Source organism: Pantoea sp. GM_Pan_3 (assembly GCF_026541045.1).
In the GTDB taxonomy this organism is placed as follows: domain Bacteria; phylum Pseudomonadota; class Gammaproteobacteria; order Enterobacterales; family Enterobacteriaceae; genus Pantoea; species Pantoea anthophila.
Genome location: NZ_JALNVA010000001.1, coordinates 815609 through 829001, shown reverse-complemented (window position 1 = coordinate 829001; position 13393 = coordinate 815609). Strand labels below are relative to the sequence as shown.

The following is a 13393-nucleotide window of genomic DNA, read 5'->3' as shown; positions in this document are numbered from 1 at the left end:
AAGAGTCCGAGGGATTTGCAATGAAAAAATTATTTGCACTGGTTGTCGCCGCTGCTATGGGTATGTCTTCTGTTGCTTTCGCTGCTGAAACCACAGCTGCGCCAGCCGCTGCGCCAGCCGCAACAGCGACCACCACAACCACCGCAGCTGCACCGGCTAAAACCGTTCACAAAACTGCACACAAGAAACACCATAAAGCAGCACAGAAAGCCCAGGCTGCTAAAAAGACTCACCACAAAAAAGCGGTGAAAAAAGATGCTGCTCAGAAAGCGCAGGCAGCAAAAAAAGTTCACCACAAGAAAGCGGTAAAACCTGCTGCCCAGAAAGCGCAGGCAGCTAAAAAAGTTCACCACAAAAAAGCCACTCAGCCCGCTGCACAGAAAGCCCAGGCTGCGAAAAAAGTTCATCACAAGAAAGCGGTAAAACCTGCTCAGAAAGCGCAGGCTGCTAAGAAAGTTCACCACAAGAAAGCAGTAAAACCTGCTCAGAAAGCGCAGGCAGCTAAGAAAGTTCACCACAAGAAAGTTGTTAAATCAGCGGCTAAATAAGATCGCCCTCAGGCGCACAGCCACGCGATAATGCTTAAAAACACCCGGTTCTGCCGGGTGTTTCTTTACTGGAGTGGATGAAATGGTGCGTCGCTATCGCTTCGAAATTATTCTGCTTGTGATGATCCTGTGTGGCATTGTTGCTGCCAGCTTCTTTATTTAACTGCTGTAGCGTACTGATTAACCGATAAAACTCCCTTTTTTAACGCTCACCGACTATAGTTACCGTTCTTACGTGATAACAATAACGTCTATTTTCTCGCCATTGAGATTTCTATGCGCCTGGCTACCTTGTTAATGGTTGGACTTTTCAGCTTTGCCACGACGGTTCATGCCGATGATGACGATGATTCGCCGACACCGGCTGAAATTAAGATGCTGTTCTTCGGCAAGGATCATCGCCAGGCAATCACGGATATCACCGCTGCTCCCTGGGATGCGATTGGTCAGCTCGAAACAGAAAGCGGTAACCTCTGTACAGCCACGCTCATCTCTCCCCATCTGGCGCTGACGGCCGGACACTGTCTGCTCGCCCCGCCGGGTAACTTTGATAAGCCGGTTGCGCTGCGTTTTATGGCCAGCGACAAAGGCTGGCGCTATGAACTGCATGACATTGATGCGCGGGTTGAGCCCTCGCTGGCCTCCAAGTTAAAGGCGGATGGTGAAGGCTGGATCGTGCCGAGCAGTGCGGCCCCGTATGACTATGGCATTGTGATATTACGCAATCCACCGTCGGCCATTACCCCTATCCCGCTGTTTGAGGGTTCGCGCAGCGACCTGACGGCCGCCCTCAAGCTGACCGGTCGTAAAGTGACGCAGGCGGGCTATCCGGCCGATCACCTGGATACCCTCTATTCCCACAGCAACTGTCTGATTACCGGCTGGGCGCAGCGCGCCGTGCTGTCACATCAGTGCGACACCCTACCCGGCGACAGCGGTTCACCGCTGCTGCTCAACAGCGACAAAGGCTGGCAGCTGATTGCGGTGCAGAGCTCCGCGCCCGCGGCAAAGGATCGCTATCTGGCGGACAACCGCGCGATTGCGGTCACCTCATTTAAAGATAAGCTGGAATCCCTCGCGCAGTAATTGCGTGCAGCCTGAGCGGCTGTCGGGTGCGCACGCTCCGTGCGCACCCGGCTTTCAGCCCGCTATCTGCTCCATCGTCTGCAGAATACGCTTATCCGAGATCGGATAAGGCGTACCCAGCTGCTGAGCAAAGTAGCTGATGCGCAGCTCTTCAATCATCCAGCGAATGCTGAGCACCTCTTCATCATCCTGACGCTGCGGCGGCAGCTTGTTGCGCCACGCCTGGTACGCCTGTTCCACCGCCTGAACTTTCAGCATCCGCGCCCGATCGCTGTGCGGATCGGCAGGCAGTTTCTCCAGTCGCCGCTCGATGCCCTGCAGATAACGCAGCGTGTCGGCCAGTCGCTGCCAGCCGTTGCCGGTGACAAAGCCCCGATAGACCAGTCCGTTTAACTGCGCTTTGATATCGGACAGCGCCAGCGCCATGGTCATATCCACCCGGCCTTTCAGCCGTTTATTGATGTTAAAGACCGCCGTCAGAATCTGCTCTACCTGCTTAGCTATCGTCACTACGGTCTCATTAAGCTCCCCGCGGACTTTGTCACGCAGCTGCTCAAACGAGGCCTGCTCCCAGGCAGGGCCGCCCGCTTCCCCCATCAGTTTATCGATGCCGCAGGCGATGCAGTCGTCGATCAGCTCCAGCACTTTGCCATAGGGGTTAAAGTAGAGTCCGAGTTTGGCCTTGTTCGGTAACTTCTCGTGCAGATACTTCACCGGCGACGGCACATTGAGCAGCAGCAGGCGACGCTGGCCGCGCCACATCATTTTTTGCTGCTCCTGCTCGCTGTCAAACAGGCGGATCGCGACGCTCTCTTTTTCATCCACCAGCGCAGGCCAGGCTTTCACCTGGTAACTGCCGCGCTTCTGTTCATAGCTGCGAGGCAGTTCGCCAAAGCTCCAGAGATGCAGCCCGCTCTGTTCCAGCCCGTCATCGGCCACTTTCGACAGCGTCTCCTGCACCTTGTCTTTCAGCCGGGACTTGAGCGCGGTGAGGTCCTTGCCTTCCAGCAGTTTACGATTGTGCTCGTCGACTACCCGGAAGGTCATTTTCAGATGATCGGGAACCTGATCCCACTGCCAGTTCTCCCGCTCCAGCGTAACGCCGGTCATGCGGCGAAACTCGCGCGCCAGCGCATCTGCCAGCGGCATCTCCATCGCCGTCACCCTTCCCAGAAACGCCTCGGCGTAGTTAGGAGCAGGCACCAGATGGCGGCGCAGCGGTTTCGGCAGCGACTTAATCAGCGCAATAATCAGCTCACGGCGCACGCCGGGGATCTGCCATTCAAAGCCGCTATCCTCAACCTGATTCAGCAACGGCAGCGGAATATGGACCGTCACACCATCGGCATCTGCGCCTGGCTCGAACTGGTAACTCAGCTTCAGTTTCAGGTTGCCCTGATGCCAGAAGTTGGGATAGTCGAGCTGACTGACCTTATCCGCGCCCTCTTTGATCAGCATCTGCCTGTCGAAGTTGAGCAGATCGGCGTTATCGCGGCTGGCCCGTTTCCACCAGCTGTCAAAATGTCTGGCCGAGACCACCTCTTTGCCGATGCGCTGGTCATAAAAAGCAAACAGCGTTTCGTCATCGACCAGAATGTCGCGGCGACGGGATTTATGCTCCAGATCTTCCACTTCGCTGCGCAGTTTCTGATTGGCGCGGAAGAAAGCGTGACGCGTCTGCCAGTCGCCCTCAACCAGGGCGTGACGGATAAAGAGTTCGCGGCTCAGGGTGGGATCGATGCTGCCGTAGTTGACCTTGCGCGCGGCAACAATCGGCAGGCCATAGAGCGTGACCTTCTCGGTTGCCATCACCGCCCCCTGCGATTTCTCCCAGTGCGGTTCGCTGTAGCTGCGCTTCGTCAGATGCTGCGCCAGCGGTTCAATCCACTCCGGCTCAATGCGCCCCGCCGTCCGCCCCCAGAGGCGGCTGGTTTCGACCAGCTCTGCCACCATGGTCCACTTCGGCGGCTTCTTAAACAGCCCGGAGCCGGGGAAGATGGCGAAGCGGGTATTGCGCGCGCCGGTATACTCCTGCTTGTCGGCATCTTTCTGTCCGATGTGCGACAGCAGACCGCTCAACAGCGCACAGTGAACCTGCTGTAACGGGGCCGGTTCGCTGTTGACCGGAATACCCAGTTCGCGCACCACCTGCCGCAGCTGGGTGTAGATATCCTGCCACTCCCGCACGCGCAGATAGTTGAGAAAGTCGCTTTTGCACTGGCGTCGGAACAGGTTGCCGGACAGGGCTTTCTGCTGCTCCGCCAGATAGTTCCACAGATTGACATAGGCCAGGAAGTCGGAATCTTTGTCAGCAAAGCGCCGGTGTTTTTCATCAGAGGCCTGCTTCTTCTCTGCCGGACGCTCGCGTGGGTCCTGAATCGACAGGCCCGCAGTGATGATCATCACTTCGCGCACACAGCCCAGCCGCTGCGCCTCCAGCACCATTCGCGCCAGGCGCGGATCGACCGGCAACTGCGCCAGCTGTCGCCCGGAGCCGGTGAGGGTGTAGTGACCCGTCTCTTCATTCAGCGTCAGCGCGCCCAGCTCTTCCAGCAGGCGGATACCATCCTGAATATTGCGCTTATCGGGCGCTTCCACAAAGGGGAACGCCGCGATATCGCCCAGCCCCAGCGAGGTCATCTGCAGGATCACCGACGCCAGGTTGGTGCGCAGAATTTCGGGGTCAGTAAAGGCCGGACGACTCAGGAAATCCTCTTCCGAGTAGAGGCGGATACAGATACCGTCGGAAACACGTCCGCATCGTCCTTTACGCTGATTGGCCGAGGCCTGAGAAATCGGCTCAATCGGCAGACGCTGCACTTTGGTGCGGAAGCTGTAGCGGCTGATACGCGCGGTGCCGGGGTCAATCACATATTTGATGCCGGGCACCGTCAGCGAAGTTTCCGCCACGTTGGTGGCCAGCACGATGCGGCGGCCACTGTGTGACTGAAACACCCGGTTCTGTTCGGCGTTCGACAGTCGCGCATACAGCGGCAGCACTTCAGTGTGCGGCAGGTCGCGTTTATTCAGCGCGTCTGCGGTATCGCGGATTTCGCGCTCGCCGCTCATGAAGATCAGAATATCGCCCCGGCTCTCCTGTCCGAGTTCATCGACGGCATCAAAGATCGCCTGCAGCTGGTCGCGGTCGCCATCCTCCGCCTCTTCAACCACCGGCCGGTAGCGCACTTCCACCGGGAAGGTGCGGCCGGAGACTTCGATAACCGGCGCATTGTTGAAATGCCGCGAGAAACGCTGCGGGTCGATGGTCGCAGAGGTGATGATCACCTTGAGATCGGGACGCCGCGGCAGCAGCTCACGCAGATAACCGAGCAGGAAGTCGATATTCAGGCTGCGCTCGTGCGCTTCGTCGATGATGATGGTGTCATATTGCATCAGCAGGCGATCCTGCTGGATCTCCGCCAGCAGAATCCCATCGGTCATCAGCTTGACCTGGGTCAGCTCGCTGACCTGGTCATTAAACCGCACTTTATAGCCGACACAGCCGCCGGGCGAGGTGTTCAGCTCATCGGCGATGCGATTGGCCACGGTGCGTGCCGCCAGGCGACGGGGCTGGGTGTGACCAATCAATCCGGTCACGCCGCGCCCCAGCGCCAGACAGATTTTCGGCAGCTGCGTGGTTTTGCCGGAACCGGTTTCCCCGGCCACAATCACGACCTGGTGATCGCGAATCGCGTCAGCGATATCCTGCTGTTTCTGGCTGACAGGCAGATTGTCCGGGAAGGTGATGGCTGGCGTCGCCGCGCGCCGCTGGGCGACACGCTGTTCAGCGGCGAAAACGTCCTGCTCCAGCTCGCGGGCTATGCCCTGTTGTGCCTCGGGGCTTTTGACTTTTCTGGCCCCCTGCAGACGGCGCTGCAGCCGCTGGCGATCGCGAAGCATTAAGCCGTCGAGCCTGGCCCGGAGCGCGGTCAGTGGAGACGTATCGGGAGATGACATAATAGTGACGTACCTTACTCAGACAGTGTCGCTGCAGAAACAGCGCCCTGGACGCCGGGATAACCAGCTGATTCAGTGAAAATAATTGCGCGCATAATAGCACATTCTGAACTGTTCCGGGGACGTGCCCCGGTTACGCTTATTCAATAAATTCGAACATAGCTCTCGAAATATTGCGCTTTCACCGCGCCATTGATAACCGTAGAGTGTAAACCATTGAGCGGAAACCCTTCCGCGTTACAGACAGGAAATCACCATGAGCAAAGTTTTAGTTCTGAAATCAAGCATCCTCGCAGGCTACTCACAATCAGGCCAGCTTGCTGACTTCTACGTTGAACAGGCAAAAGCCCAGGGTAAAGACGTGACCGTTCGTGATCTGGCGGCAAACCCGATTCCGGTTCTGGATGGTGAACTGGTCGGTGCTATGCGTCCTTCTGACACGCCGCTGTCTCCGCGCCAACAGGAAGCGCTGGATCTCTCCAACGCGCTGATTGAAGAACTGCAGGCCCATGACGAAGTGGTTATTGCGGCACCGATGTACAATTTCAACATCCCGACCCAGCTGAAAAACTATTTCGACCTGATTGCCCGTGCAGGCGTGACGTTCCGCTACACCGAAGCAGGCCCGGAAGGTCTGGTTAAAGGGAAAAAAGCGGTTGTGATCACCAGCCGTGGCGGGATTCACAAAGACACCCCGACCGATCTGCTGACGCCATACGTTAAGCTGTTCCTGGGCTTCATCGGCATCACTGACGTTGAGTTCGTATTTGCTGAAGGTATCGCCTACGGTCCTGAAGTGGCCAGCAAAGCGACCGCTGAAGCGAAAGACGCGATCAAACAGATCGTCACCGCTTAAAAGTTGCTCATCTCAGGATGAGACGCACAATCAACCGGGCCACGCGCCCGGTTTTTTTTGCGGCTTACGGCGTGCCTGGAGCCTCTTTTCTCAGCCACTGACCGTTAATGCCGCGCACATATTCCCCCACCGCCGCCCGGCTCACCAGTTTCTGCCCGGCAATGCTGGCGATATCCGCCGTGGAGAGATTGTTCTGTTCTGCCAGCCGCTGATATTGCTGATGCCGTCCGGCGTTGATGCGCTGCACCAGTGCCTGGGTTTCGCTGTCTCCGGCGCGCGCCGCGAGGTAGCCGGAGAGCGTTTCGCCCACCAGCCCCGACTGCCGGGCCTGATCCAGCGTCAGCGCCCAGGCGGGCTGCATCATCATCAGCGCGAGTAGCAGCGCCGCGCTTTTGCGTCTCATACGTGCTCTCCTCAGAACAGACCGCTCTGGTTTTTCAGTAACGCTTCCACGTCTTTATCCACCTTGATGTGGATCTCATGCTCAATTTTTACGTTCATATTGATGGTGATGGGATCTTTGGGTGCCGTAACCTCAATGCGCGGCACGCAGCCGATGCTCAGCAGTCCGGCTGCCAGAACCAGTAGTGCCCTCAGGCTCATGGTGAAGTGTCCTTGTTCGATGGCAAAGTCGCGTGTTGTTCCAGCCAGGATTGCAAATTATCGCCAAAGCGCAGGCTGCGCCAGAGCTGAAACAGATTTTCCTGATGATGGTAGTTAAGATTCACCGTCTGACGACGGTTGCTGAAACGGCTGACGCCCTGCACCTCTGCCGTCATGCTCAGGTCGCCGAGGTTATCCAGATTAATCGTCGCCCAGCTGCGGGAGATCTCCATATAGCGAAGCCAGTCCAGCGCCGCGCCGGTGGCGACGTTATTACGGGTAATGGCATCCGCCATATCGTTGTCCAGCCGGAAAGTCAGAGGGCCGCTGTTGGCTATCCACCCTTTCTCGACCAGCCAGCGGGGATTATTGAGCCACAGCGGCAGTTCACCGTTAACCCGTCCCGACATGGCGAACTGCTTAGGCTTCAGTGCGGTCACCAGCTCGCTGAGGCTGATTTGACGCAGCGTTACCCGCGCAGGCTCATGCTGTGGCATCTGCAATGCGGGCAGCGTAATCTGCCCGCCGAGGAGTTCCAGACTGACATCCTGCAACCTCAGCGGCGCGGCTTCGCTCCACGGCCAGCTGCCCTGCAGATCGGCACGGATATTCTGCATCGCAAACTGGTTTTTTACCTCGGCAATGCGCAGGGAAACCGGGCCATGCTGACCAAACTGCCACTGCCCGGCCCTGAAGCGAAAGGGCAGTGAGAAGTCGATACCATTGATCTGGCTGTCCGGCGTCCAGACGCTGCCCTGCTTCACCGACCAGTGTCCACCGGCCTGAAAACCCTGCTCGGGGGCAGCGGAAAAGGCGAACTGCGCCTGCAGCTGACCATCCTGAATCTGCATTTTCATGTCCGGGCTGATTAACGGCTGAAACACCCGGAGCGACTGTGACGGCCACCAGGCCTGACCACGCAGCCGTTCGCCATCCCAGCGACCATTGACCCGCAGCGGGCCAATCCTGCCGGCATTCAGGCTGCCCCGCCAGATAAAGTCGCCGGGGTCACGGCCTTTCGCCTCGAAATCGAGCGTAGAATCAGCCAGCCTGCCGCCATAGCTGAACCGGGTCTCGCCCGCCTGCAGCCGGAAGTGGCCATTAAACGCCGGGTGGGCCGCATCGCGATGCCAGTTAACGGGTTCAGTGAGCGTCAGACGCGGACTGGCGACGTTGACACTGCCGTAGGCCAGCTGATTAAAACCGGTGGAGAGTGTATCCAGATGGATCAGCGTATCGTGCCAGCCGCCCGTGCCTTTGACATCCCAGCGTGCCTGAAGCGGCAGCATCTCGCCTCCGCCCCAGTAGCGCCAGTTCCATTCGCCCTTATCAGGCCAGAAGTCGCTGGCACGCCCATCGAGATGCAGCCGGAAACGGCCAAAACTGGCATCGTGCGCGTTAAGAATCGCCTGCAGACGGCCATCAATTCCCTGCGATGAGAGGCGCACGCCCGCCAGCGGCCAGCGCGCCTCGTCCACCTCCAGCGTGGAGAGCAGGCGGCCCCGAAGGCGCAGCAGCGATTTAGGCTGGAGTTGCAGCTGAGGATCGAGGAGTGACCCGCTGAGCACGCCCGGAATGGAGCCGTAGAGTTGCAGATCCGCCAGCTTACTTTCGCCGGTCAGCTGAAACGGCAGATGGCTCTCTGTCAGGCTGAGGTGGCCGGGGCCGAAACCCAGTACAACGTTGCCCTTGCCGCCGCGCCCCCGGGTCAGCAGATTGAGGCGTCCGCTGATCTGGCTCTGTTCAAGCCCCGACTGCCAGTTCTCCAGCGTCAGGTTAATAAAGCCGGAGAGCGGCTGGGCGGCGAACGGCCAGTAATATTCCCCCTTCTCAATCTGAATCTGGTCGCGACTGATCTGCCAGGGCAGACGCAGAAGCGGGCGATCCTGGTCCGCCGTCGTTGCGACTAATACGCCCTGCTGCTGCTGCCAGTTGAGGCTGAGCTGAAGCGGATACGGCAGCGCAGCCAGCGCCAGTTGTCCGGCCACCTCGCCATTTACCGGCAGGTCACTGGCAAAGGTGGGAAGTTTAAGATGACCCTTGAGAGTGATGGGTTCAGAGAGTGCAGGATGGGTCAGCGTCAGATGGTCGACTGCCAGCTGCTGACCGGTCAGCGTTGCCGCCAGCTGCAGATTGTCACCCCGATAAGTCAGCCGCTGGCGATCTTTTTCCAGCGTGAGATCCAGTGCACCCGCGTAGGTCTGCCACGGGGCCACCGTCAGCTTATCCAGATGGACATCGGCACCCGGCAGCATTGCCTGCCATTCGGCCAGCGTTCTGGGCGAACCGGGATTGTCGTCGTCCGCCGGCAGTTTTTGCAGACAGGCGCTGTCCAGCGTCAGCGCGGACGCGTTAAGTTTCCAGCGCGACTGATGCCAGCCCAGCGAGACGGCTTCAACCGTTGCCAGCGTACAGTCGCCCGCCAGATAACGAATTTCTGGCAACCACAGGCCTCCCTCCCGCCAGCGCGGTGCGCCAGACAGCTCAATGCGGGTCTCCTGCGGCAGCCAGATCCCGACCAGCCGGGGCAGCCACTGTGTCACTGTTAACATCAGGCCGAGCAGCAGCAGAATCAGCGCCAGAACAGCCGCCAGCCGCCGCCGGACTCTCCGTGGCATAAAAGCCATAATCCTTTTCCTCACCCTATCCTGACCATGATGATGGCATGTAAATTGCGCGAGGTGAAGGTCTGGCCCGGACGCATTTCAGCGGTTTCAGCAAAGTCCGTCAGAAAACGTTATCCTTGGTCTATCACCTCTGCAGGAGCACAACGATGAAGATCGCGGTTTACAGCACCAAGCATTACGATCAGAAATACCTTGAGCAGGTCAATCAGCAGTTCGGCTTTGAACTGGTGTTCTTCGACTTTTTACTCACTGAAAGCACCGCAAAAACGGCAGTGGATTGCGATGCGGTCTGCATCTTTGTCAATGATGATGGCAGCCGACCGGTGCTGGAAGAGCTGGCCGCGCTGGGTGTGAAGTATATCGCGCTGCGCTGTGCCGGTTTTAATAATGTCGATCTGGACGCTGCAAAAGAGCTGGGCCTGGAGGTGGTGCGTGTGCCCGCCTATTCTCCGGAAGCGGTCGCGGAGCATGCTATCGGCCTGATGATGACGCTGAACCGCCGTATTCATCGTGCCTATCAGCGCACCCGTGACGCGAACTTTTCACTCGACGGCCTGACCGGCTTTAACATGCATAACAAAACGGCGGGCGTGATAGGCACCGGTAAAATCGGCATTGCGACCATGCGCATCCTGAAAGGCTTTGGCATGCGGCTGCTGGCGTTTGATCCCTGGCCGAGCGAGCAGGCGCTGGAACTTGGCGCGGAGTATGTCGATCTGAAGACGCTGTTTGCGGAGTCGCACGTTATTACGCTGCACTGCCCGCTGACGCCGGAAAATCACCATCTGCTCAACGCCGAGGCGTTCAGCCAGATGCGTGACGGCGTCATGATTATCAATACCAGCCGCGGTGGCCTGATCGATTCACAGGCGGCGATTGATGCGCTGAAGCAGCAGAAGATTGGCGCGCTCGGCATGGATGTTTATGAGAACGAACGCGACCTGTTCTTTGAAGATAAGTCGAATGATGTGATTCAGGACGATGTCTTCCGCCGTCTGTCGGCGTGCCATAACGTGCTCTTCACCGGCCATCAGGCGTTTTTAACCGCCGAGGCCCTGACCGCCATTTCTGAAACCACATTAAGCAATCTCAGTCAGCTCGATCGCGGTGAAAACTGCCCGAACCGACTCTCCGTCTGAGGGTGCGGGCCGGAGCAATCCGGCCTGTCTATCAGCGCGCGCAGTGCCCGCCGATCAGCGCCTGCTCATCACAACGACGCCCGTTCACTAACTGACACATCCCCACCCGGGATCCATCCAGCTGATGCGAAAAAGCCAGGGTTCCGCCTGCATTTTCACAGGTGCTTTCTGCCAGAGAAGACATCACCACGCGGGGCTGAACATGGGCGGCGGTGGCTTGTTGCGGTGGCTCGTTATCATCACTGTGGCTGCTGCAGGCAGAGAGGAATAACGCGGCACCGGCCAGCAAAAAGGTGGCTGCTTTCATCAGTCGGACTCCGGGAATTGGGATAATAGGCTGGCTCAGCATATGTCAGGCAGCACAAGGGGTCGAGAGGTGAAACAGCTTTTTACAAATTTCTGCGGCGTGTTTTGCAAGCAGAATTATCTTGTTTACCTGGTAACACTGAACTGTCACCCTTTTCCGGCCCCCCTTATTTCGGAGTAGAGCCATGTTAATGGATATGTTAATTCGCATTGCGCTGGCCGGTATTCTAGGCGGCCTCATCGGCCTGGAGCGGCAGATGCGGGCCAAAGAAGCCGGACTTCGCACCCACATCCTGGTCGGGATCGGCAGTGCGATGTTCATGCTGGTGTCGAAATATGGCTTTGCCGATATGCTGAACAGTGACCATGTTGCGCTGGACCCCAGCCGTATTGCGGCGCAGGTGGTCAGCGGCATGGGCTTCCTGGGCGCGGGTACCATCATGATCCAGAAGCAGGTAGTGAAAGGCTTAACCACGGCGGCCGGTTTATGGGTAACCGCAGCGATTGGCCTGGTCATCGGCAGCGGCATGTATGAGATCGGCATCTATGGCACCGTGCTGGCGCTGGTCGTGCTGGAAGTGTTCCGCCGTCTGAGCCACGTTTTAATCGGTAAACACCATACCCTGCTGGTTTTCCTGAAGCCGAAGAGTGTGCCGCTGGTGCTGCTGGTGATGCAGCGGGAAGGCATCCGCTACGGCAACGTGACGGTGATTAATCGCGATCAGGAAAGCGGACTGTGTGAACTCAGCGTGCAGGTTACGCTGTCGCGCAGGTCAAATGACGCGCATCTTTACGATAAGGTGATGGAGATTAAAGGGGTGCAGTCGCTGGAGATGATGTGAGCATCTCTCCTGTCTCACCGGGCCGGTGCGCCAGCCCGGTGGGTTTCATACCCTGAAAATGTCGGCGCAGACGATGGCGCTCCCCTTGCCTGCTGCCGACGTTGTTAACAGCCTGATCCACTGTCACCCTTCAGAATGACCATCCCCTGACCTGACACATGGAGCCGGTCAGAAATTAATGACATAATCCGGTATTATTTATCAGCGAAATGATGACAGCCGGAGACCAATGCGCCCTGACTCTGACCCTGCAGACAATGCCCTGTCCGCGACCGCACGTAAAAGCAACTGGCGCGGGCTAAGCCTGCTGACGGTTATCCTGATCGCGGCTGCGGTGGCGATTATCATGATTCTGGACCATCGCAACTCGGTGAATAATGCGCTTGAAACCGGACAATGTCTGGCTGAGGAAGGCGCTGAAAACATTCTTGGCGTACTCAGGCATTTTTTACACCATGCCTATCGCTGGATCTTTAAAGCCTGCGGCTAATTAAACTCAGTGCAGCAGAAAATGGAGTAAGCCATGCCGGTTCAGCAGCAGCAGAACGCCACCATACATTACGGCGACATAACAGATTAAAAAAAGCAGCAGCGTCATGAAAAATTTCACACCAGACTTTTTTATTTTGTGATCGTTATCCGGCTTTCTCATCGCGGTTAATCACCACTCCTTTTTTTAACCTTATTGCACAGCGGGATATTAAACGGTTCCTTTGTTCCGCTGTATTGCCGAAATGTGCGAAACAACGCGCCGAATGTCTGTCTGTTGATTTTACGTTGGATAAACCCCAGCCCGGCGACGTTATGCTTTTTCATCCGGGTGGACACGTTCTCAACAAACAAACAACTGATTGTTTACTCTCTCTTTTTCCAGAGAATAAAGTGCAGTCTGAAATTAACAGAGCGTTCGATTCAGGCCATTAATCCAGCCTGTCGATGAAGCTGATTATAATCTTTTCCGCTCAACACAGATTAAACCGCGTGCGACTTTCAGATCACTCCGTTTAATCTGTCCCAGCCTGACTCACGCAGAACGCCCGATTTAAAAAGCAAAATATTTAAATTTGATATGGGTCAAATTTCACTCCCGATATAATAGTGCCTGTTTATGTCTGATTGATCTTTACCTGCTCATGCTGGTTAATTTGCTGAACCGGTGGCGTCAATGAAATATCTGTTAATCCTCCCCTTCATTTTTATGATCGCAGGCTGCGCGACAAAGAACGATAACGCGCGAACCGCGACTGACCAGGCTTCATCCCCCTCCTGCTCCTCGCACAGTGATGAAATCGACTGTCAGTGGAAAGAGGTCCCCGCCAGCTGAGGAGGTAACGCTGACTTTTCTCCTCCGCATGCGCCACTGCGAAATGCTGCAACATCCCTTTCTCTCCCCGTTTGCCTTTACGCAACGTGCGGAAGGTGAACTCTG

General features: G+C 57.1%; 11 protein-coding genes. 6 read left to right on the top strand and 5 right to left on the bottom strand.

Annotation, left to right across the window (positions count from 1 at the left end; all coding sequences use genetic code 11):
- The first annotated feature begins 20 nt into the window (after positions 1 to 20).
- Positions 21 to 548 (top strand): acid resistance repetitive basic protein Asr, encoded by a 528-nt coding sequence (gene asr / locus OXR04_RS03940; RefSeq protein WP_009090070.1) that lies wholly within the window; start codon positions 21 to 23, stop codon positions 546 to 548.
- A gap of 276 nt (positions 549 to 824) precedes the next feature.
- Positions 825 to 1634, top strand: coding sequence for a serine protease (locus OXR04_RS03935; RefSeq protein ID WP_009090066.1), 810 nt, complete (start codon positions 825 to 827; stop codon positions 1632 to 1634).
- A 54-nt stretch (positions 1635 to 1688) separates the two neighbouring features.
- On the opposite strand, the gene hrpA is transcribed toward OXR04_RS03935, so the two are convergent.
- On the bottom strand, positions 1689 to 5591 hold the full coding sequence (gene hrpA, locus OXR04_RS03930) for an ATP-dependent RNA helicase HrpA (protein ID WP_267369296.1): 3903 nt from the start codon (positions 5589 to 5591) through the stop codon (positions 1689 to 1691).
- A 256-nt stretch (positions 5592 to 5847) separates the two neighbouring features.
- Between hrpA and OXR04_RS03925 the strand changes: the two genes are divergently transcribed.
- The gene (locus tag OXR04_RS03925; RefSeq protein ID WP_009090062.1) at positions 5848 to 6447 is read left to right on the top strand and encodes an FMN-dependent NADH-azoreductase; all 600 of its coding nucleotides are present in this window, start codon (positions 5848 to 5850) and stop codon (positions 6445 to 6447) included.
- Positions 6448 to 6511: 64 nt separating this feature from the next.
- On the opposite strand, the gene OXR04_RS03920 is transcribed toward OXR04_RS03925, so the two are convergent.
- From OXR04_RS03920 to OXR04_RS03910, 3 genes are read right to left on the bottom strand one after another with little or no spacing between them, the layout of a single operon-like run.
- The gene (locus tag OXR04_RS03920; protein ID WP_009090060.1) at positions 6512 to 6850 is read right to left on the bottom strand and encodes a YdbL family protein; all 339 of its coding nucleotides are present in this window, start codon (positions 6848 to 6850) and stop codon (positions 6512 to 6514) included.
- Between the two features lie 11 nt (positions 6851 to 6861).
- A complete protein-coding gene (locus tag OXR04_RS03915) occupies positions 6862 to 7050 on the bottom strand; it encodes a YnbE family lipoprotein (protein WP_009090058.1) in 189 nt (62 codons plus the stop codon).
- Positions 7047 to 9677 (bottom strand): YdbH family protein, encoded by a 2631-nt coding sequence (locus OXR04_RS03910; protein WP_276046974.1) that lies wholly within the window; start codon positions 9675 to 9677, stop codon positions 7047 to 7049. Before OXR04_RS03910 ends, OXR04_RS03915 begins: the two co-directional genes overlap by 4 nt.
- A 146-nt stretch (positions 9678 to 9823) precedes the next feature.
- Between OXR04_RS03910 and OXR04_RS03905 the strand changes: the two genes are divergently transcribed.
- Positions 9824 to 10816 carry a 2-hydroxyacid dehydrogenase gene (locus OXR04_RS03905; RefSeq protein ID WP_009090054.1) on the top strand — a complete coding sequence of 331 codons (993 nt, stop codon included), beginning with the start codon at positions 9824 to 9826 and terminating at the stop codon, positions 10814 to 10816.
- 31 nt (positions 10817 to 10847) lie between these two features.
- On the opposite strand, the gene OXR04_RS03900 is transcribed toward OXR04_RS03905, so the two are convergent.
- Positions 10848 to 11123, bottom strand: a complete 276-nt coding sequence (locus tag OXR04_RS03900) for a DUF333 domain-containing protein (RefSeq protein WP_009090053.1) — start codon at positions 11121 to 11123, stop codon at positions 10848 to 10850.
- Between the two features lie 184 nt (positions 11124 to 11307).
- On the opposite strand from OXR04_RS03900, the gene OXR04_RS03895 reads away from it, so the two are divergent.
- Both OXR04_RS03895 and OXR04_RS03890 read left to right on the top strand, forming a co-directional pair.
- The gene (locus tag OXR04_RS03895; protein ID WP_033736241.1) at positions 11308 to 11964 is read left to right on the top strand and encodes an MgtC/SapB family protein; all 657 of its coding nucleotides are present in this window, start codon (positions 11308 to 11310) and stop codon (positions 11962 to 11964) included.
- A 229-nt stretch (positions 11965 to 12193) separates the two neighbouring features.
- Positions 12194 to 12454, top strand: coding sequence for a hypothetical protein (locus OXR04_RS03890; RefSeq protein WP_009090049.1), 261 nt, complete (start codon positions 12194 to 12196; stop codon positions 12452 to 12454).
- Positions 12455 to 13393 lie beyond the last annotated feature (939 nt).

What these genes read in the sequence shown, in the direction of transcription:
- OXR04_RS03925 (WP_009090062.1), top strand. Translation starts at nt 5,848, where the DNA reads ATGAGCAAAGTTTTAGTTCTGAAATCAAGCATCCTCGCAGGCTACTCA.
- OXR04_RS03910 (WP_276046974.1), bottom strand. Translation starts at nt 9,677, where the DNA reads ATGGCTTTTATGCCACGGAGAGTCCGGCGGCGGCTGGCGGCTGTTCTG.
- OXR04_RS03920 (WP_009090060.1), bottom strand. Translation starts at nt 6,850, where the DNA reads ATGAGACGCAAAAGCGCGGCGCTGCTACTCGCGCTGATGATGATGCAG.
- OXR04_RS03895 (WP_033736241.1), top strand. Translation starts at nt 11,308, where the DNA reads ATGTTAATGGATATGTTAATTCGCATTGCGCTGGCCGGTATTCTAGGC.
- OXR04_RS03900 (WP_009090053.1), bottom strand. Translation starts at nt 11,123, where the DNA reads ATGAAAGCAGCCACCTTTTTGCTGGCCGGTGCCGCGTTATTCCTCTCT.
- OXR04_RS03935 (WP_009090066.1), top strand. Translation starts at nt 825, where the DNA reads ATGCGCCTGGCTACCTTGTTAATGGTTGGACTTTTCAGCTTTGCCACG.
- hrpA (WP_267369296.1), bottom strand. Translation starts at nt 5,591, where the DNA reads ATGTCATCTCCCGATACGTCTCCACTGACCGCGCTCCGGGCCAGGCTC.
- OXR04_RS03915 (WP_009090058.1), bottom strand. Translation starts at nt 7,050, where the DNA reads ATGAGCCTGAGGGCACTACTGGTTCTGGCAGCCGGACTGCTGAGCATC.
- asr (WP_009090070.1), top strand. Translation starts at nt 21, where the DNA reads ATGAAAAAATTATTTGCACTGGTTGTCGCCGCTGCTATGGGTATGTCT.
- OXR04_RS03905 (WP_009090054.1), top strand. Translation starts at nt 9,824, where the DNA reads ATGAAGATCGCGGTTTACAGCACCAAGCATTACGATCAGAAATACCTT.
- OXR04_RS03890 (WP_009090049.1), top strand. Translation starts at nt 12,194, where the DNA reads ATGCGCCCTGACTCTGACCCTGCAGACAATGCCCTGTCCGCGACCGCA.